Genomic DNA, 19,276 nt, shown 5'->3' on the forward strand with positions numbered 1-19,276 from the left:
GCCCCTGACGGCCTCCCCGCGGGGAGGCCGTCAGGGGCGGCGGACCTCGAAGTGCAGGCAGCCGTACTCCACGGCCCTGACGTGCACCAGCGCCACCTCAGGTTCGGCGAATGCCTCGTCGAAGGCCTCGTCGTACCCCCGCTCCTCGTCGGCCGGGATCTCCAGCAGCCGGCCGCCGACGATGTGGCCGTCGGCGTTGTAGCGCCGGACGGTACGCAGCGCTCCCGCCCTGGAGAACGGGTATCCGGCCCGGTCGGCCGCGGGCCCCGCGCACTCCTCGGCGTGGATGAAGACCGGCCCCTGCTCGTCGTACGCCCCCGGCCTCGCCCACGTCTCGGACGCCCAGCGGCGCAGCGGCGCGTACGAGACAAGGGCGATCCGCTCCCCCGCCTCGTTCCCGCGCAGGCAGCAGCGCAGCGGGTGGCCGCTTCCGGTGGCGGTGTACGGAGCGCAGGGACGGCCCGCGTCGTCGGTGTCGCGGAGCTTTTTGAGCGTGGCCGGGTCGATCGGGCGTGCCTCGTAACTGGTCATGTGTCGAGCGTGGCCCGCCCCGCAGGCCCGGTCCGGCGGAAAACGGACATCGCGCTGCGCACAGGTCACGTGGAAGGATGGCCGGAAACGTCGCACAACAAGGAGATGACCGCGTGCCTGGCACCAATCTGACCCGCGAAGAGGCACAGGAGCGGGCGCGCCTGCTGACCGTGGACGCGTACGAGATCGACCTCGACCTCTCCGGAGCGCAGGAGGGCGGCACCTACCGGTCCGTGACCACCGTGCGCTTCGACTCCGCCGAAGCCGGTGCGGAGACCTTCATCGACCTGATCGCCCCCGCGGTGCACGAGGTCGAGCTGAACGGCAAGGCGTTGGATGTCGCGGCCGTGTTCCGCGACTCGCGCATCGCGCTCCCGCACCTGGTCGCGGGCTCCAACGAGCTGAAGGTCGTCGCCGACTGCTCGTACACCAACACGGGCGAGGGGCTGCACCGCTTCGTCGACCCGGTCGACGAGCAGGCGTACCTCTACACCCAGTTCGAGGTGCCGGACGCGCGCCGCGTCTTCGCGAGCTTCGAGCAGCCCGACCTGAAGGCCACGTTCCGGTTCACCGTGAAGGCGCCGGCGGGCTGGACGGTCATTTCGAACTCGCCGACGCCCGAGCCGCAGGACGACGTCTGGTCCTTCGAGCCGACGCCGCGCATCTCGACGTACATCACGGCGCTGATCGCCGGCCCGTACCACGCGGTGCACAGCAGCTACGAGAAGGACGGCCAGTCCGTTCCGCTCGGCATCTACTGCCGTCCGTCGCTGGCCGAGTACCTCGACGCGGACGCGATCTTCGACGTCACGCGCCAGGGCTTCGACTGGTTCCAGGAGAAGTTCGACTACGCCTACCCGTTCGCCAAGTACGACCAGCTGTTCGTCCCGGAGTTCAACGCGGGCGCGATGGAGAACGCGGGCGCGGTCACCATCCGCGACCAGTACGTGTTCCGCTCGAAGGTGACGGACGCGGCGTACGAGACGCGGGCCGAGACGATCCTGCACGAGCTGGCCCACATGTGGTTCGGCGACCTCGTCACCATGGAGTGGTGGAACGACCTGTGGCTGAACGAGTCGTTCGCCACGTACACGTCGATCGCCTGCCAGGCGTACGCGGAGGGCTCGAAGTGGCCGCACTCCTGGACCACGTTCGCCAACTCCATGAAGACGTGGGCGTACCGCCAGGACCAGCTGCCCTCCACCCACCCGATCATGGCGGACATCCGTGATCTGGACGACGTGCTGGTCAACTTCGACGGGATCACGTACGCCAAGGGCGCCTCGGTCCTGAAGCAGCTGGTGGCGTACGTCGGCATGGACGAGTTCTTCAAGGGCGTCCAGGCGTACTTCAAGGCGCACGCGTTCGGCAACACCCGCCTGTCCGACCTGCTGGGCGCGCTGGAGGAGACCTCCGGCCGCGACCTGAAGACCTGGTCGAAGGCGTGGCTGGAGACGGCGGGCATCAACATCCTGCGCCCGGAGATCACCACGGACGAGAACGGCCACGTCACGTCGTTCACCGTCCTCCAGGAGGCCCCGGCCCTCCCCGCCGGTGCGAAGGGCGAGCCGACGCTGCGGCCGCACCGCATCGCGATCGGCTGCTACGACCTCGACAGCTCCGGCAAGCTGGTCCGCACGAACCGGATCGAGCTGGACGTCGACGGCGCGCGCACGGCCGTGCCGTTCCCGGCCGGCACCGCCCGGCCGGCCGTGGTCCTGCTCAACGACGACGACCTCTCGTACGCGAAGGTCCGGCTCGACGAGGAGTCGCTGCGCGTCGTCACCGAGCACCTCGGCGACTTCACGGAGTCCCTCCCCCGTGCCCTGTGCTGGGCCTCCGCGTGGGACATGACCCGTGACGGCGAGCTGGCCACCCGGGACTACCTCGCCCTGGTGCTCTCCGGCATCGGCAAGGAGTCGGACATCGGCGTCGTCCAGTCGCTGCACCGCCAGGTGAAGCTGGCGCTGGACCTGTACGCGGCGCCGCAGTGGCGCGAGGCCGGGCTGACGCAGTGGACCGAGGCCACGCTCGCGCACCTGCGGGCGGCGGAGCCGGGCAGCGACCACCAGCTGGCCTGGGCCCGCGCCTTCGCGGCCACGGCCCGCACCCCGCAGCAGCTCGACCTGCTGCAGTCGCTGCTCGACGGCAAGGAGAGCGTCGAGGGCCTGGCCGTCGACACGGAGCTGCGCTGGGCGTTCGTCGAGCGGCTCGCCGCGACCGGCGTGCTCGACGAGGACGAGATCGCCGGCGAGTACGAGCGCGACAAGACGGCGGCGGGCGAGCGCCACGCGGCCACCGCCCGCGCGGCCCGCCCCACCGAGGAGGCGAAGGCGGAGGCGTGGGCCTCGGTCGTCGAGTCCGACAAGCTGCCGAACTCCCTCCAGGAAGCCGTCATCGCCGGCTTCGTCCAGACCGACCAGCGCGAGCTGCTCGCCCCGTACACGGAGAAGTTCTTCGCGGCGGTCAAGGACGTCTGGGAGTCGCGCAGCCACGAGATGGCGCAGCAGGTCGCCGTCGGCCTGTACCCGGCCGTCCAGGTCTCGCAGGCCACCCTGGACACCACGGACGCCTGGTTGTCCTCGGCGAAGCCGAGCGCGGCCCTGCACCGGCTGATGTCCGAGTCGCGCGCGGGCGTGGAACGCGCCCTGAAGGCCCAGGCCGCGGACGCGGCGGCGTAACGGCCGAGTGAAGAGAAGGGCGCCTCCCGCGACCGCGGGAGGCGCCCTTCTTCCTTCTGCCCCCGCCCGGCTGCCGGGCTGCCGGGCTCGCCGGGCTGCCGGACTCGCCGGGCTGCCGGACTCGCCGGGCTGCCGGACTCGCCGGGCTGCCTGGCTCACAGCCGGAACGTGCCGCCCCCCGGGTCGACCACGACCTCGATCTCCGCGCCCACGGTCGCCGCCGCCACGCCGTAGGGCATCAGGCAGCTCGCCTCGAACGCCGGGAATCCGCGTCCCTCGACGCGTATGCGAACCCAGATCATCCGGGAGGTGCCGTCCGCGCTCACGTCTTCCGGGCCGACCCGGATCACTTCGGCGGTCGCCCCGACCCCGTCGGCTTCGAGCCGGATCGTTGCGCGCCGCAGATCCCAGTTGTAGAGCACCGTGCTGAAGCCCACGTAGGCGACGAATGCCGCGAACAGGCCGCCCGCGATCACCAGCGCCAGCTCCACACCCGTCACCTCGCCGGAAGCCGCCAGGGTTCCCAGGGCCACGGCCACGCCCGCTCCGCCGAGGAGGAGCGCCAGACCGAAGACGCACGCGATCACGGCCAGGATCGGCCCCATGGGCTCTATCCGCTCGGGCCCGGTACTGCTCTCGCCAGCCATGCCGGCACCGTAGCTTCGTGGGGCACCCGCGCAACAGGGGGAGATCCGGGTCCCCTTGGAGGTGGAGACCGCTCGTCGGACGGGCGCATCGCGCAGCCGTCCGACGAGCGGGGCAGAAGGGGGTGACGGAAGGAGAGGCGGTACGGGGGTGCGGAGGTGCGGAGGTACGGGCGTTCGGGGTCAGGGGCGCCGGGTCACGCGCCCGACTCCTCGTGGCGCCGGGTCAGTTCGGCCGCGCCGCTCTCCGTCAGGCTGCCGTGCAGGCGCATGCGGGCGACTCCGCCGTCCGGGAAGGCGTCGAGGCGGACGTGGGTGACGATCGCACGGGCCCGGAGGGGAAAGCGGTGGAGGGTGTCGGGCTGGAGCCTGGTGCGGGGGATGATCTCGAACCACTCGCCGCTCTCGCCGTCGCGGCCCTGGAGGGCGATCCAGCCGGCCGCGTTGCCCTTGAGGCAGGCCGTGTCGATCTCGACCGCGCGGACCGCGCCCTGGGCGGGGAGGCGGAAGCGGACCCAGTCGTTCGTGTCGCGGACCCGGCGGCGGCGGTTCTCCCAGCCGTCGTCCATCTTGCGGGAGGTGCCGGGCAGGATGATCTGGGTCGGTGAGGAGTAGAAGCGGTCGGAGGCGTCCTCGCAACCGCCGCCGTTCAGGGCCGAGATCAGGTCGAACGTGCCGAGCGTCGCGAGCCAGGACGGGTCGGGGACGACCTCGCCGTGGACGCGGAGGCGGGCGATGCCGCCGTCGGGGTGCTGGCAGAGCCGGACATGGGTGCAGCGGCGGCCGCCGTTGATCTCGAAGCCGTTGGCGGCGTGGCCGCGTACGGGGGTCGGCGGGACGATCTCCTCCCACTCCACGTCGTCCGCAAGGAGTTCGGCGGGGCCGGGCGCGCCCTCCACCGCCGTCGCCTGGACCGAGACGCGCTGCGGGTAGTTGCCGCGGAAGTGGGCCGTGTCCACGACGATGCCGCGGATGATGCCGGGCGCGCCGAGGCGGATGAGCGCCCAGTCGTGCTCCTCGGGGGCCGGGAAGGGGTGGGCCGCGTCCGCGCCGCGCCGGCGGCGGGTCTCCCAGCCGTCCATGATCTTGCCCTTGTGGCCGAAGTGCCCGGGATCGAAGACCGCGCGCTCCCGGACGAGGAGGTTCTCGCGCTGGGCGAAGAACTCGTCGTTGGCGGCGATCACGCCCGCGCCGAGGCGGCGGTCGGCGAGGTCGACGAGGGTGGTGAAGGGGAGGTCGGTGGTCCGGTAGTCGGCGTACGGGTCGCCACCGCCGTACGGGGCCGCGTCGTTGGCGTGGGGGTCCTCGTGCCGGTTCTCATTCTGTCCGAAGGTCATGCGCCCACTGTCGCGACGGACAACCCATGAGGTCCATCGAAAGTTTTTGCATTGTTTATTCAGTTGAAGTGAACGATCCGGCCGCTTCGGTGAGGGCATCGAGGACCCGGGCCACCGCCGGCCCCCGCTCGGCCCCCTGCCGGACCGCCGCCACCACATGCCGTCGCGGCTGGTCGGCCTCCAGCGCGCGCATCACCACGCCGCCCCGGCTGCGCCGTTCCGCCGACGCCATGCGCGGAATCAGGGCAACTCCCATGCCCGCCTCGACCATCGCCAGGATCGCCGTCCAGCCGGAGGCGCTGTGCGCCTGCTCGGGTACGAACCCGGCGGCCTCGCACGCGGCGGTGGTGATCTGCGACCAGGGGCCCGAACCGCCGAAGATCCAGGGGTCGCCGGAGAGATCCGCGAGCCGGAGGGCGGGCGCCGCGGCGAGGCGGTGGCCGGCGGGCAGGGCCACGTCCAGCGGATCCGCCAGCAGGGGCAGCACGGCGAACCGGGGGTCGCGGGCCGTCGGGGCGTGCGCGGCGAGGGACAGGGCGAGGTCCGCGTCACCGGCGACCAGGAGTTCACAGGACCGCGCGGCCTCCGCCTCCCGCACCCGCACGTCCGGCCCCGGGCGGTGCTCGGCGCGCAGCCGCCGGATCGCGGGGACGACGAGGGCGGGCACCGCCGTGGAGAAGGCCGCGATCCGCACCTGGCCGGCCTCACCGCGCAGATAGCCGGTCAGTTCGGCGTCGGCGCGCTCCAGCTGGGCGAAGACGGCCTCGGCGTGGCGCAGCACGAGATGCGCGGCGTCGGTGAGACGGACCCGCCTGCCCTGGGCCTCCAGGAGCGGTACACCGAGCTGCTTGGCGAGGTTGGACAGCTGCTGCGAGACCGCGGACGGGGTCATCAGCAGGGCCTCGGCGGTCGCCGTGACCGTACCCCGGTCACGCAGGGCGCGCAGGATCCGGAGCTTCTTGACGTCCCACTCGATCATGGCCGCAACCTACCCGGGACGGGGCACCGGGGTCCGGGACGGCGTCGGGGCCCGGGTTTCCGGGTCCGGACACGCGTGTGCGCCGCACGGTACGGGGTACCTGCGGCGCACGCGTGAAGAGCGCGGGTGCTAGACCTGCTTCTTGGACTTGTCGAAGATCATGACCAGGCCGGCGATGACCACGAACAGGGCGATGGGGGCCACGACGTACAGCCCGATGGTCTCCATCGCGCTCAGGCCCGGACCGGGGTCGTCACCGTCGTCGCGGGTGAGCGCGAGCGCGGGGGACGACATGAGCAGCATCATCAGCGTCGTTCCGGCCGCGACGGCGCCGGCGCGCATAGCGTTCTTCTTGTCCACAGTGCAAACGTAGCGAACGCCCGCGACGGGCGCGCGCCCGGGGTGCCGTACGGGGCTCCGGACCGGGTTCCGATGGGGCTGCGGTGGGACTCCGCGGGGGCTGCCCAGGGGCTCACGGGTGGTCCTCCCGGGGCCCGAAGACCTCCATCAGCCGGTGCAGGCGGGGCGCGGCGGCCAGCTCCTCCAGGGTGACCGGGTGGCCCTCCGCGTCGGCGACGGGCAGGCGCCAGTTGGGGTACTGGTCCCAGGTGCCGGGGAGGTTCTGCGGGCGGCGGTCGCCGACTGCGTCGGGCAGCCAGACGCCGATCATGCGGGCGGGGGTGCGGAGCAGGAAGCGGTGCACGGCGCGGACGGCGCCCTCCTCGTCGTCCTCGCCCTCCGGAAGCAGGCCGCGCCGGGAGAGCTGCCCCAGCCACTCGGCGGTGTCGGTGGCGTCCGCCCCCAGCTCCTCCTCCAGGCCGCGGGTGAGCAGGCCGAGGCGGTGGCGCAGCGTCACGTGGTCGCCGGTCAGCCGGGCGGCGGTGGACGGCAGGTCGTGCGTGGTGGCGGTGGCCAGGCAGCCCTCGCGCCACTCCTCGGGGGCCAGCGGGCGGCCGCTGCCGGCCCAGTCCCGTTCGAACCAGAGGACGGAGGTGCCGAGCACGCCGCGCCGGGCCAGCGCCTCGCGGACCCCGGGTTCGACGGTGCCGAGGTCCTCCCCCACGACGACCGCGCCCGCCCGGTGCGCCTCCAGGACGAGAACGGCGAGCATCGCCTCGGCGTCGTGGCTGACGTAGGTGCCCTCGGTGGGCGGCCGTCCCTCGGGCACCCACCAGAGCCGGAACAGACCCATGACGTGGTCGATGCGCAGGGCGCCCGCGTGGGCGAGGAGCCCGCGCAGCAGTCCGCGGTACGGGGCGTAGCCGGACGCGGCGAGGGCGTCGGGGCGCCACGGGGGCAGGCCCCAGTCCTGGCCGCGGGCGTTGAAGGCGTCCGGGGGCGCACCGACGGACATGCCGTGCGCGAAGGCGTCCTGCTGGGCCCAGGTGTCGGCGCCGCCGGGGTGCACGCCGACGGCGAGGTCGTGGACGATGCCGACGGCCATCCCTGCGTCCAGGGCGGCGCGCTGGGCGGCGGCGAGCTGGCTGTCGGTCAGCCAGGCGAGGCGGCAGTGGAAGTCGACCCGGTCCAGCAGTTCGCGGCGGGCGCGGGCGGTCTCCTCGGAGCGGGGGTCGCGGAGCGCGGCCGGCCAGGTGTGCCAGTCGGAGCCGTGCACCTCGGCGAGGGCGCACCACAGGGCGTGGTCCTCCAGGGCCTGCCCCTGCTCGGCCAGGAAGTCGCAGTAGGCGGCGCGGCGGCCCGGGGTGAGGGGTACGTCCCGGACGAGTTCGAGGGCCTGGCGCTTGAGTTCCCAGACGGCGTCCCGGTCGATCAGGGCGCCCTTGTTCAGGACGGTGTCGCTGAGCGTCGCCGCGTCCTGCCGCAGATCGTCGAGGGTGGCCCGGTCCGCCACGTGCCCGTACTCGGGGACGGACTCGACGTGCAGATGGACGGGGTCGGGGAAGCGCCGCGAGGAGGGGCGGTACGGGGAGGGGTCGGTGGGGCTGCCGAGCACGGCCGCGTGGAGCGGGTTGACCTGGACGAATCCGGCGCCGAGGGTCCGCCCGGACCAGGCGGCCAGGTCGGCGAGGTCCCCGAGGTCGCCCATGCCCCAGGAGCGGGCGGAGAGCAGGGAGTAGAGCTGGACGAGGAAGCCGTGGCTGCGGGCGGGCGGCCGGGGCAGGTGGGGCGGGGAGACGACGAGCGTGCAGCTCGCGCTCCGGCCGCCCGGCCCGCGTACGGTCAGCCGGTGCACACCGGGCGGTGGTTCGACCCACCAGGCGGGGGCCGGGGGCCCGGCCGTCACGGCGCCGCCTCCCGCACCCTCGTCCGCGCACACCTCCGCACTCGCACCCGCACCCGCACGTGTACTCGCGCCCGTGGCCCCGCCGGCCGCGCCCCGCTCCGAGACGGCCGGGACGCGCATCCGCGGGTGCGCGGGCGATCCGGCGTCCTCCAGTCCGATGTCGAGCGTGGTGCCGGGCGGCAGGGCGGTCAGTGCCGGGGGCAGCGGCTCCCCGGTCCACGCCGCCAGCGTCGGCGGGAGCAGCCGGGAGCGGGCCGAGGACTCGGCGGCGGCGAGCGATTCCCGTACCGCTTGGGGCGTGGTGGCGTCCACACCGAGCGCGGCGAGCACGGCGACGACCGTGCCGTCGGGGACGGGCACCGTGAGGTCGGCGGACGGGGCGTAGGAGGTGGCGACGCCGTGCAGTGCGGCGAGCCGGGACAAGCCCATTCAGACTCCTGGGGACTCCATGCCCCACCCGGCGCCGGAGGCGGCCGGCTCGCTGGTCAGCGGGGCGTGGGCGGCGAGCGGGGGTTCGCTGGTCAGTGGCGTGGCGTCGGCGAGCGGCGGCTCGCTGGTGAGGGGTATCGCATCGGCGAGCGGCGGCTCGCTCGTCAGCGGACCGGGTGCGGGAGCCGGGAGCGCGGCGGGCGGCGCGGCGGGCGCGGATGCCTGTTCGGGGAGGGCGGAGAGCATGAGCTGCGCGGGAGCGGGCATGGTGGCCTCCTGGCCGTGGCGGAACAGGACACAGCAGGCCTACCCAGCGGACTCGACCGCAGACGTAGGCGTTGTCACAACGAGTTCAACGTGCTCCGGGTCACATTCCGTTCCCCGAAGGCCGTTTCTCCGCAAGTCGTCCGCCGTATTCGGCCATTCGACGTGATCTTTGGCGTCACCCGTCGGTGGCCGACCACCCCTCACCTCACCTGCCGCACCGGGCATTTGCGGCACAACAACCCCACGCATTGACACCCTCGCGCGCGGGTGGTGGGCTCGGAGCCCATCGGCGGAGCGCGGAGCGAGGGAGAAGAGCGATGCGGCTCAGGCGCGGAAAGCGGGCAACGGCCGTCGCGGTCGCCGTGCTCGGCGGGCTGCTCTCCGCGGCTGCCCCGGTCGCCGTCGCGGCTCCTTCGGTGTCCGGCTCCCCCGCCGCCGGCGCCGCCGACCGCGCGGACCGCGCCGCCGTGCCGGCCGTGTGGCCGCGCCCCCGGTCCATCAAGGCGTCCGGGCCGTCCGTGGCGCTCTCCGCCTCCGCCGGGGTCACCCTCGTGGCCGACCCGCACGCCGATCCGTACGCCGTCGACGCGCTCCGGCAGATCCTGCGGGACGCGGGTGTGCGGACCGTCCACGAGGCGCTGCCGGGCCGCGGCCCCGTCGTCCGGCTCGGCGGCGAAGGCGCCCGGGACGCCCTGCGGACACTGCGCGCCCCCGCCCGCGGCGAGCTGCCCTCCGGCGGCTACCGGATCGCCGTCGGCCGAGTCGCGGGCCGGGACACCGTGGCCGTGGACGGCGCCGGTGAGGACGGCCTCTTCCACGGCGTGCAGACGCTGCGTCAGCTGATCCGGGACAAAAGTGTCGCCGGGGTCACCGTCAGGGACTGGCCGGCGACCGCCGTACGCGGGACGACCGAGGGCTTCTACGGGCAGCCGTGGACCCGGGCGGAACGGCTGGCGCAGATCGGCTTCATGGGGCGTACGAAGCAGAACAGGTATCTGTACGCGGCGGGCGACGACCCGTACCGGCAGGCCCGTTGGCGCGACCCGTACCCCGCCGGCCGGCGCGACGGCTTCCGGGCGCTGGCCGAGCGGGCCCGCGCCGAGCATGTGACGCTCGGCTGGGCCGTCGCCCCCGGCCAGGCCATGTGCATGTCGTCGCAGAACGACGTGAAGGCGCTGACGAGGAAGCTCGACGCGATGTGGGCGCTGGGAGTGCGGGTCTTCCAGCTCCAGTTCCAGGACGTCAGCTACAGCGAGTGGCACTGCGACAGCGACGCCGACACCTTCGGCAGCGGCCCCGAGGCGGCGGCCAGGGCGCAGGCGCGGGTGGCCGGCGAGGTGGCGCGGCATCTCGCGGAGCGCCATCCGGGCGCGGAGCCGCTGTCGGTGATGCCGACGGAGTTCTACCAGGACGGGGCGACGGAGTACCGCACGGCGCTCGCCGGGGAGCTGGACGACCGGGTCCAGATCGCCTGGACCGGGGTCGGGGTCGTACCGAGGACCATCACCGGCGGGGAACTGGCCGGTGCGCGGGCCGCGTTCCGGCATCCGCTGGTCACGATGGACAACTACCCGGTCAACGACTACGCGCAGGACCGTATCTTCCTCGGCCCGTACACCGGCCGGGACCCGGCGGTGGCCACCGGTTCCGCGGCGCTGCTCGCCAACGCGATGGAGCAGCCGTCCGCGTCCCGCATACCGCTGTTCACCGCCGCCGACTTCGCGTGGAACCCCGAGGGCTACCGGCCGCAGGAGTCCTGGCAGGCGGCGATCGACGATCTGGCGGGCGGCGACGCCCGCACCGGGGACGCGCTGCGCGCCCTGGCCGGGAACAGCGCGACGTCGGTGCTGGGCGGTGACGAGTCGGCGTACCTGCGGCCGCTGCTGGACGCGTTCTGGACGTCCCGCGCGACGGCCGACGCCACGGCACAGGCCGATGCGGCACGCAGGCTGCGGAAGGCGTTCACCGTGATGCGGGAGACCCCGCAGCGGCTGAAGGACCTGGCCGACGGCCGTCTCGACGACGAAGTGCGGCCGTGGTCCGAGCAGTTGTCCCGGTACGGCCGGGCGGGCGAGCTGGCCGTCGATCTGCTGCGTGCCCAGTCGCGCGGCGACGGCGCCGCCGCGTGGCAGGCGTCGCTGGCGCTGGAGCCGGTGCGCGAGGCCGCGAAGGCGAGCGGTGCGACGGTCGGCAAGGGCGTCCTCGGCCCGTTCCTGGACCGGGTGCGCCGGGAGGCGGACGCCTGGACGGGTGCGGACCGCGACGCCGGTACGGTGACCGGGGCCGTGGGCAGCCATACGGTCCGGCTGGACCGGTCCCGTCCGGTGGAGGCCGTGACGGCGATGACCGTGCCCGGCGGCGGACCGGTGGCCGGTGCGGTGCTGGAGGCCCATGTGCCCGGTGAGGGCTGGCGCGGCCTCGGCCCGGTGTCGGCGACCGGCTGGACCCAGACTCCGGCCGGGGGGCTGCGGGCCGACGCGATCCGAATCGTCTGGCCCGCCGGAGCTCCGTCCACGCCCCCGGTGATCACGGGCACGCTGCCGCCCATCGTCCCGGAGAACCGGGCGGTGAACCGCCTGGGCGGCGGCACCGGAGGCGGTGCCTCCGCAAGCGCGCCGGACCGGTCCTTGCGGGTGCGCGCGCTCGTGCCGTGGTTCGGCGACGAGCCCGCCGCCCGGCTCGATCTCGCACGCGGCGAGACGGACGCGGAGATCGGCGGCGGACCGCAGCGGGTCGCGGCACGGCTGGCCGCCCGGCGCCCCGCGGAGGTGCGGGGAGCGCTCACCGCACGGGCCCCTGAGGGCATCGAGGTGCGCGTCCCGAAGCAGACCCGGGTGCCGCGCGGTTCCGGTACCGAGGTCCCCGTCGAGATCACGGTCCCCGCGGGCACCCCGGCCGGCGAGTACGAGGTGCCGTTCAGCTTCGGCGACGAGAGCAGCACGCTCACCGTCCGGGCGTACCCGCGCACCGCGGGCCCCGACCTGGTGCGTACCGCCACCGCCTCCTCGTCCGGCGACGAGACCCCGGACTTCCCGGCGGCAGCCGCCGCCGACGGCGACCCGGAGACCCGCTGGTCCTCACCGGTCGAGGACGGCGCCTGGTGGCAGGCGGAACTGCCGCGGCCGGCCCGGATCGGCCGGGTGGTGCTGCACTGGCAGGACGCCTACGCCTCCCGCTACCGCGTCCAGGTCTCCGCCGACGGCCGCAGCTGGCGCACGGCGGCGACCGTACGGGACGGCAGGGGCGGGCGCGAGTCGGTCCGGATGGACGCGAAGGGCGCCCGCTATCTCAGGATCCAGGGCGATGTCCGGGCGACCGGGTTCGGCTACTCGCTCCGGTCGGTCCAGGCGTACGCCGTCGCCGCGACGGAGTAGCGCGGCGGCCCCCGCCGCCCCCGGAGGCCGCCGTCGGGCCCCGGGGACGACAGAGGCCCGGATCTCTCAGGCTGAGATGCCGTCGATCCGGGCCATCGCGTCGTCCGCGCCGAACGGTTGCAAGTACGGCAACCAGCGCGGGTCGCGGTGTCCCGTCCCGATGATGCGCCAGGCCAGGCCCGTCGGCGGGGCGGGCTGCTGGTGCAGCCGCCAGCCGAGCTCCGGCAGGTGGCGGTCCGCCTTGACGTGGTTGCAGCGGCGGCAGGCCGCCACCACGTTGTCCCAGGCGTGCTGTCCGCCGCGGCTGCGCGGAATGACGTGGTCGACGCTGGTCGCGGCGGCGCCGCAGTACATGCAGCGCCCCCCGTCCCGGGCGAAGAGCGCCCTGCGGGTCAGCGGTACGGGCCCCCGGTAGGGAACCCGTACGAACCGCTTCAGGCGGACGACGCTGGGGGCCGGGACGGCCCGGGTGGCACTGTGCATGAAGGCGCCCGACTCCTCAAGACAGATGGCCTTGTTTTCGAGCACGAGGACGAGAGCGCGGCGGAGCGGTACGACGCCGAGCGGCTCGTACGACGCGTTGAGAACCAGGACATGCGGCACGGTGGATGCCTCCTTGTACGCCGGCGGCGCGTGGCTCGCGCCGGGACGATCCGATCTCAGTCTCTCCTCACGCCTGGTCGGAGCGCCACCACGTGCGGGTAACGGCCCGGGAGGATTTTCTCCGCGCACCCGGCCGCCCTCCCGTCGCCGGCCCCGGCGGCACAGGGCGGAACCGGCGCTTCGGGGCCGCCGCCGCGGCGGCCGGGGCCCGATGTGCGATCGGCCACACGCCGCCGCCGCGCCCCTCGTGAGACGTGTCTCTCCCTCCGCTCACGGCAACGGAACACCTCCGATACCCCGTTAGTGTGGTTGGTCTGCCGTCGCCCACCTGGAGGTTCCACCGTGTTCCCGTCCGCCCTGTTGGCCGCAGCTCCGTCACCCGGGCCCGGTAGCTCGCTGGACGAGGCCGCCGAGCAGGCCGGCAACGCCGCGGGCTGGGTGGAGGAGAACTGGTCCACCTGGCTGAACACCGGTCTGCGCATCGTGCTCATCGCCGCGATCGCGATCGTGTTGCGCATCGCGATCCGTCGTGCTCTCACCAAGCTCATCGACCGGATGAACCGCAGCGCCCAGGCGGTGGAGGGCACCGCGCTGGGCGGGCTGCTGGTCAACGCGGAACGCCGCCGCCAGCGCTCCGAGGCGATCGGTTCCGTGCTCCGCTCGGTCGCGTCGTTCCTGATCCTCGGCACGGCCGCCCTGATGATCCTGGGCGCGTTCCAGATCAACCTGGCCCCGCTGCTGGCCTCCGCCGGGGTCGCCGGTGTGGCGCTCGGTTTCGGTGCGCGCAATCTGGTCACCGACTTCCTCTCCGGCGTCTTCATGATCCTGGAGGACCAGTACGGCGTGGGCGACACCGTCGACGCGGGCGTCGCCTCCGGCGAGGTCATCGAGGTCGGCCTGCGGGTCACCAAGCTGCGCGGCGACAACGGCGAGATCTGGTACGTCCGCAACGGCGAGGTGAAGCGGATCGGCAACCTGAGCCAGGGCTGGTCCACGGCCGGCGTCGACGTGGCGGTGCGCCCCACGGAGGACCTGGACAGGGTCCGTACGGTGATCACCGAGGCCGCCGCCGCGATGGCCAAGGAGGACCCGTGGAACGAGCGCCTGTGGGGCCCCGTGGAGGTCCTGGGCCTGGACGCCGTGCTGCTGGACTCGATGACGGTCCGGCTGGCCGTCAAGACGATGCCGGGCAAGGCGCTGGGCGTGGAGCGCGAGCTGCGCTGGCGGATCAAGCAGGCGTTCGACGAGGCGGGCATACGGATGGCCGGCGGCGCCCCGGCCCCGGCGGACGAGCCGTCCGCGGCCGACCCGACGGCCGCCATGGCCGCCCCGTCCGCGTACGCGTCGGCGACCTCCCCGCAGTCGCTGGCCGCGACGCCCATCCCCCCGCCGCCGAACATGGCGAAGTAGGACCGGCTGCTCCGGATGGGCGAGGGGCGCCCCGCGAAGTCCGCGGGGCGCCCCTCGCCCATGTGCCGGCAAGCGGTCCGGTGCGGTCCCAACTCGGTTCGGCCCCGGCCTGATTGGGAAGGCGCCGCAAAGGACCCGCGCATTCCGGAAGCGCCCAGGTAACGCTTTGGTTGCCACCGGGGCACTGCCCATTGACGCTCCGGTGACGTGCGCATACCGTCCTTTCACCGAATAGGAAACTTTCCTAACAGAGGGCAGGTGCAGTGCTCATGGCCGGAAACACACCGGGTACCCCCCGCGTTCTGCGGGCCATGAACGACCGGGCCGCCCTCGATCTGCTGCTGGAGCACGGGCCCCTCTCCCGGACCAGGATCGGGAATCTGACGGGCCTCTCCAAGCCCACCGCTTCGCAGCTCCTCGCACGGCTGGAGGCGGCCGGGCTGGTCGTCGCCACCGGGACCGTGGCGGGGCGGCCGGGGCCCAACGCCCAGCTGTACGCGGTGAACGCGCGGGCCGCCCATGTCGCGGGGCTGGACGTGAACGCCCGCCGGATCGTCGCCGCCGTCGCCGATGTGACCGGTGAGACGGTCGGGGAGTTCGAACTGCGCACCCCGGGGCGGCGCGCCGACAGCGTGGTGCGGCAGGTGGCGGAGGCGCTGGACGGGGCGGTCAAGGACGCCGGACTCACCCGCACCGACGTGCACCGGGTCGTCATCGGCACCCCGGGCGCCTTCGACCCGGGCACCGGGCGGCTGCGGTACGCCTCGCACCTTCCCGGCTGGCACTCCCCCGCACTGCTGGACGAGCTGGCCGCCTTTCTGCCGATGCCGGTCGAGTACGAGAACGACGTGAACCTGGTCGCGGTGGCCGAACAGCGGCTCGGCGCGGCGCGCGGGCACGACGACTTCGTCCTGCTGTGGAACGAGGAGGGGCTCGGTGCCGCCCTCGTCATCAACGGACGGCTGCACCGCGGCTTCACCGGCGGCGCCGGCGAGGTCGGTTTCCTGCCGGTGCCGGGCGCCCCGCTGGTCCGTCAGGTCACCAAGGTGAACGCGGGCGGCTTCCAGGAGCTGGCGGGTGCGCAGGTGCTGGCCCGGCTGGGCCGGGAGCTCGGCATCGACGACGAGCTGATCCGCGCCCCCGGTACCCACCACGAGGTCGCCGCCCGGCTGCTCGCCCGCGCCGCCGAGGCCGCGGAGGCGGGCGAGGACGGCCCGTACCCCCGGCTCCTCGATCTGTTCGCCACCGGCCTCGCGACCGGTCTCGCCTCCATGGTCGCCGTGCTCGACCCGGAAGTCGTCGTGCTGTCCGGCGAGGTGATCGCGGCCGGCGGGGAGCCGCTGCGCTGCCGGGTGGCGTCCGAGCTCACCGAACTGGCGGCCTCCCGGCCCCGGCTGATCGCCGGTGCCGTCACGTACCGCCCCGTCCTGCGCGGCGCCCTGGAGAGCGCACTCGCCACCACCCGTGACGAAGTCTTCGACACGTCGCGCTGACCCCTTGTCCCTCCCCTCGGCCCCGCCCCTCGCCCCTCTCCGTCCCCATCCTTCACCGGGAGTCACCGCCATGTCCGGAAACCGCCGTAAGACGGCCGCCGCGCTCGCCGCGACCGCCGCGATGTCGCTGTTCGCGTCCGCCTGTACGGGGCAGAGCAACTCCGGTGCCAGTGATGACGCGTCCAAGGACACGACCATCAACTTCTGGCACGGCTGGAGCGCCCCGAACGAGGTCAAGGGAATCCAGGACACGGTCGACGCCTTCGAGAAGGCGCACCCCAACATCCATGTGAAGGTCGTCGGCAACATGACCGACGACAAGGTCAACCAGGCGCTGCGGGCGGGCGGTTCGAAGGCCCCGGACGTCGTTTCGTCGTTCACCACGAACAATGTCGGCAAGTTCTGTTCGTCGAAGGCGTTCGTCGATCTGAACCCCTTCCTGAAGAAGGACGGGATCGACGCGGACAAGACCTTCCCCAAGGCGATGAACGAGTACACGCAGTTCGACGGTGTGCGCTGCACCGTGCCGCTGCTCGGTGACGCGTACGGCCTCTACTACAACAAGGACGCGTTCGAGGACGCCGGCATCTCCCGTCCGCCGCAGACGTGGTCGGAACTGGCCGCGGACGCCAAGAAGCTGACGAAGGCCAAGGGCGACTCGTACGAGCAGCTCGGTTTCATGCCGAACTACCACGGCTACGAGACGACGACCGAGCACTACCTCGGCGGCTGGAACCCGAAGTACTTCGACGCGGACGGCAAGTCGAACATCGCCCGGGACCCGGCGTTCGCCGCCATGCTCACCACCCAGAAGAAGCTGGTCGACGACCTGGGCGGCTACGAGAAGCTGGAGAGGTTCCGCACGTCGTTCGGTGACGAGTGGGGCGCCAAGCACCCGTTCCACACCGGCCAGGTGGCCATGCAGCTGGACGGCGAGTGGCGGCTCGGGATGGCCGAGGAGACCAAGCCGGGGTTCGAGATCGGGGTGGCCCCGATGCCCGTCGCCGACGACGAGGCCGGCAGCTACGGCAAGGGCTATCTGACCGGCACCGTCGCCGGGATCGCCGCCACCTCGCAGAAGCAGAACGCGGCCTGGGAGCTGGTGAAGTTCATGACGACCGACACCGACGCGGTGGTGGGCTTCGCCAACGCGATCCACAACGTGCCCTCCACGCTGGCCGCGCTGAAGTCGCCGAAGCTGAAGCTCGACCCGCGGTTCAAGACGTTCCTGGACATCGCCGCGGACCCGGAGAGCACCACCACCCCGCCCTCGGTGAACGGCGGCGCGTACCTGGTGTCCCTGCAGAACCTCGGATTCGACATCGAGAAGGGCAAGCAGACGGACATCGAGGCGGGTCTGAAGAAGACCGCCGAAGAGATCGACGCAGCGATCGCACAGGCGAAGTAGCACCGCGATGAGCATGCGTACGGGCACGTACACACTCCGTGCGAAGCGCCGCCGGTCGGCGCTTCGCACGGCGGCCTTCATGTCGCCGTGGCTGATCGGGTTCTGCGTCTTCTTCGCCTACCCGCTGATCTCCACGCTCTATTTCTCCTTCACCAGCTACGACGGTTTCGCGGCCCCGGAATTCAGCGGGCTGAAGAACTGGTCGTTCGTCTTCAACGACTACCCGCTGTTCTGGCCCGCGCTGCGCAACACGCTCTGGCTGGTCGTGGTCATGGTGACCTGCCGGGTGGTGTTCGGCCTCGGCGTCGGGCTGCTGATCACCAGGATCAAGACGGGTACCGGGGTCTTCCGCACCCTGTTCTACCTGCCGTACCTGGCCCCGCCGGTCGCGGCGACCCTCGGCTTCGTCTTCCTGCTCAACCCGGGTACGGGGCCGGTCAATTCGATCCTCGGCGATCTGGGGCTGCCCACGCCGGGCTGGTTCACCGACGCCGCCTGGTCCAAGCCGGCGCTGACCGCGCTCGCGGTGTGGGGGGTGGGCGACCTGATGGTGATCTTCATGGCCGCGCTGCTCGACGTACCGAAGGAGCAGTACGAGGCGGCGGAGCTGGACGGGGCGTCCGCGTTCCAGCGGTTCCGCTTCGTCACCCTGCCGAACATCTCGCCGATCGTGATGTTCGCCGTGGTCACCGGGATCATCCAGACGATGCAGTACTACACCCAGCCACTCGTGGCGGGGAAGGTCGCCTCGGGGGTGATGGGCGGCTCCGGGCAGCAGTTCGAACCGGGCTATCCCGACAAGTCGACACTGACGCTTCCGCAGCTCGTCTACAACCTCGGCTTCCAGCGCTTCGACTACGGCTCCGCCTGCGTGGTCGCGCTCGTCCTCTTCGTACTCGCCATGGCGTTCACCGCACTGCTGATGCGGCGCCGCAGCGGGCTGATCCAGGCAGGTGAGTGACGTGGCGCAGGCTCTCGACACCCTCAAGACGGCCGACGGGGCGGCCGAACCGGCCACCCCGGCCACCCCGGCCGCCCGCACGGCACGCCGCAAGGCGCTGCTGAACTGGATCGCCGTGCACGCGCTCGGCGTCGCGGCCGCGCTCTTCTTCGTGCTGCCGTTCGTCTTCCTGCTCCTCACCTCGCTGATGAGCGACCAGCAGGCGCTGACCCGCGATCTGTGGCCGCACCCCTTCGAGTGGAGCAACTACAAGAAGGTGTTCGACACCCCGGGCTTCCTGACCTGGTGGCGGAACACCCTGCTGTACGCGGGGCTCGGCACCGTCCTCACCGTCGTGTCGTCGCTGCCCGTGGCGTACGCGCTCGCCAAGTTCCGCTTCCGCGGGCGGCACCTGTCGCTGATGCTCGTCATCTCGATGATGATGCTGCCGCCGCAGGTCGTCGTCATCCCGATGTATCTGTTCTGGGCGAAGCAGCTGGACCTGTCCGGCACGCTCTGGCCGCTGATCATCCCGATGGCCTTCGGTGACGCGTTCTCCATCTTCCTGCTGCGGCAGTTCCTGCTGACCATCCCGAACGAGTACCTCGACGCGGCGAAGGTCGACGGCTGCGGCGAGTTCCGCACGCTGATGCGGGTCGTCATACCGATGGCCAGGCCGGGCATCGCCGCCGTCGCGCTCTTCCAGTTCTTCTACGCCTGGAACGACTACTTCGGCCCGCAGATCTACGCCTCGGAGAACCCGGCCGCCTGGACCCTCAGTTACGGCCTGGAGTCCTTCAAGGGCGCACACCACACCGACTGGAACCTGACCATGGCCGCGACCGTACTGGTCATGGCCCCCGTGATCCTCGTCTTCTTCTTCGCCCAGAAGGCTTTTGTCGAGGGCGTCACACTGACCGGAGTAAAGGGCTGAC

The 19,276-nt window shown here is 72.5% G+C and carries 15 protein-coding genes; 7 read left to right on the plus strand and 8 right to left on the minus strand.

Annotation, left to right across the window (positions count from 1 at the left end):
• Positions 1-30: 30 nt before the first annotated feature.
• On the minus strand, positions 31-531 hold the full coding sequence (locus tag ACFVT1_RS40185) for a DUF1203 domain-containing protein (RefSeq protein WP_389805556.1): 501 nt from the start codon (positions 529-531) through the stop codon (positions 31-33).
• Positions 532-644: 113 nt separating this feature from the next.
• Between ACFVT1_RS40185 and pepN the strand changes: the two genes are divergently transcribed.
• A complete protein-coding gene (gene pepN / locus ACFVT1_RS40190) occupies positions 645-3,212 on the plus strand; it encodes an aminopeptidase N (protein WP_389805559.1) in 2,568 nt (855 codons plus the stop codon).
• Positions 3,213-3,367: 155 nt separating this feature from the next.
• Here pepN and ACFVT1_RS40195 read toward each other — a convergent pair whose 3' ends face one another.
• From ACFVT1_RS40195 to ACFVT1_RS40220, 6 genes are all read right to left on the minus strand, one after another.
• Positions 3,368-3,859, minus strand: a complete 492-nt coding sequence (locus ACFVT1_RS40195; RefSeq protein WP_389805561.1) for a hypothetical protein — start codon at positions 3,857-3,859, stop codon at positions 3,368-3,370.
• Positions 3,860-4,053: 194 nt separating this feature from the next.
• The gene (gene alc / locus ACFVT1_RS40200) at positions 4,054-5,193 is read right to left on the minus strand and encodes an allantoicase (RefSeq protein WP_389805564.1); all 1,140 of its coding nucleotides are present in this window, start codon (positions 5,191-5,193) and stop codon (positions 4,054-4,056) included.
• A 55-nt stretch (positions 5,194-5,248) separates the two neighbouring features.
• The gene (locus ACFVT1_RS40205) at positions 5,249-6,172 is read right to left on the minus strand and encodes a LysR family transcriptional regulator (protein WP_389805565.1); all 924 of its coding nucleotides are present in this window, start codon (positions 6,170-6,172) and stop codon (positions 5,249-5,251) included.
• 129 nt (positions 6,173-6,301) lie between these two features.
• Positions 6,302-6,532 (minus strand): hypothetical protein, encoded by a 231-nt coding sequence (locus ACFVT1_RS40210; protein ID WP_362206841.1) that lies wholly within the window; start codon positions 6,530-6,532, stop codon positions 6,302-6,304.
• Positions 6,533-6,644: 112 nt separating this feature from the next.
• Positions 6,645-8,846 (minus strand): 4-alpha-glucanotransferase, encoded by a 2,202-nt coding sequence (gene malQ, locus ACFVT1_RS40215; protein WP_389805568.1) that lies wholly within the window; start codon positions 8,844-8,846, stop codon positions 6,645-6,647.
• Positions 8,847-9,113, minus strand: a complete 267-nt coding sequence (locus ACFVT1_RS40220) for a hypothetical protein (RefSeq protein WP_389805570.1) — start codon at positions 9,111-9,113, stop codon at positions 8,847-8,849.
• Positions 9,114-9,430: 317 nt separating this feature from the next.
• Between ACFVT1_RS40220 and ACFVT1_RS40225 the strand changes: the two genes are divergently transcribed.
• Positions 9,431-12,487: a beta-N-acetylglucosaminidase domain-containing protein gene (locus ACFVT1_RS40225; RefSeq protein WP_389805572.1), complete on the plus strand. Its 3,057-nt coding sequence runs from the start codon at positions 9,431-9,433 to the stop codon at positions 12,485-12,487.
• A gap of 66 nt (positions 12,488-12,553) precedes the next feature.
• Here the strand turns inward: ACFVT1_RS40225 and ACFVT1_RS40230 are convergent, their stop codons facing one another.
• A complete protein-coding gene (locus ACFVT1_RS40230; RefSeq protein ID WP_018552807.1) occupies positions 12,554-13,090 on the minus strand; it encodes an HNH endonuclease in 537 nt (178 codons plus the stop codon).
• 342 nt (positions 13,091-13,432) lie between these two features.
• Between ACFVT1_RS40230 and ACFVT1_RS40235 the strand changes: the two genes are divergently transcribed.
• The 5 genes from ACFVT1_RS40235 to ACFVT1_RS40255 all read left to right on the plus strand — a co-directional run bounded on the left by ACFVT1_RS40235 (position 13,433) and on the right by ACFVT1_RS40255 (position 19,275).
• The gene (locus ACFVT1_RS40235; protein ID WP_389805574.1) at positions 13,433-14,500 is read left to right on the plus strand and encodes a mechanosensitive ion channel family protein; all 1,068 of its coding nucleotides are present in this window, start codon (positions 13,433-13,435) and stop codon (positions 14,498-14,500) included.
• A gap of 269 nt (positions 14,501-14,769) precedes the next feature.
• The gene (locus ACFVT1_RS40240) at positions 14,770-15,993 is read left to right on the plus strand and encodes an ROK family protein (RefSeq protein WP_389805577.1); all 1,224 of its coding nucleotides are present in this window, start codon (positions 14,770-14,772) and stop codon (positions 15,991-15,993) included.
• Positions 15,994-16,063: 70 nt separating this feature from the next.
• On the plus strand, positions 16,064-17,401 hold the full coding sequence (locus tag ACFVT1_RS40245) for an ABC transporter substrate-binding protein (RefSeq protein ID WP_389805580.1): 1,338 nt from the start codon (positions 16,064-16,066) through the stop codon (positions 17,399-17,401).
• A 79-nt stretch (positions 17,402-17,480) separates the two neighbouring features.
• The gene (locus ACFVT1_RS40250; protein ID WP_362206851.1) at positions 17,481-18,362 is read left to right on the plus strand and encodes a sugar ABC transporter permease; all 882 of its coding nucleotides are present in this window, start codon (positions 17,481-17,483) and stop codon (positions 18,360-18,362) included.
• 1 nt (position 18,363) lies between these two features.
• On the plus strand, positions 18,364-19,275 hold the full coding sequence (locus ACFVT1_RS40255; RefSeq protein WP_389805582.1) for a carbohydrate ABC transporter permease: 912 nt from the start codon (positions 18,364-18,366) through the stop codon (positions 19,273-19,275).
• Position 19,276: the final 1 nt, after the last annotated feature.

The sequence above is a fragment of the Streptomyces sp. NPDC057963 genome (genome assembly GCF_042887155.1).
Taxonomy (GTDB): Bacteria; Actinomycetota; Actinomycetes; order Streptomycetales; family Streptomycetaceae; genus Streptomyces.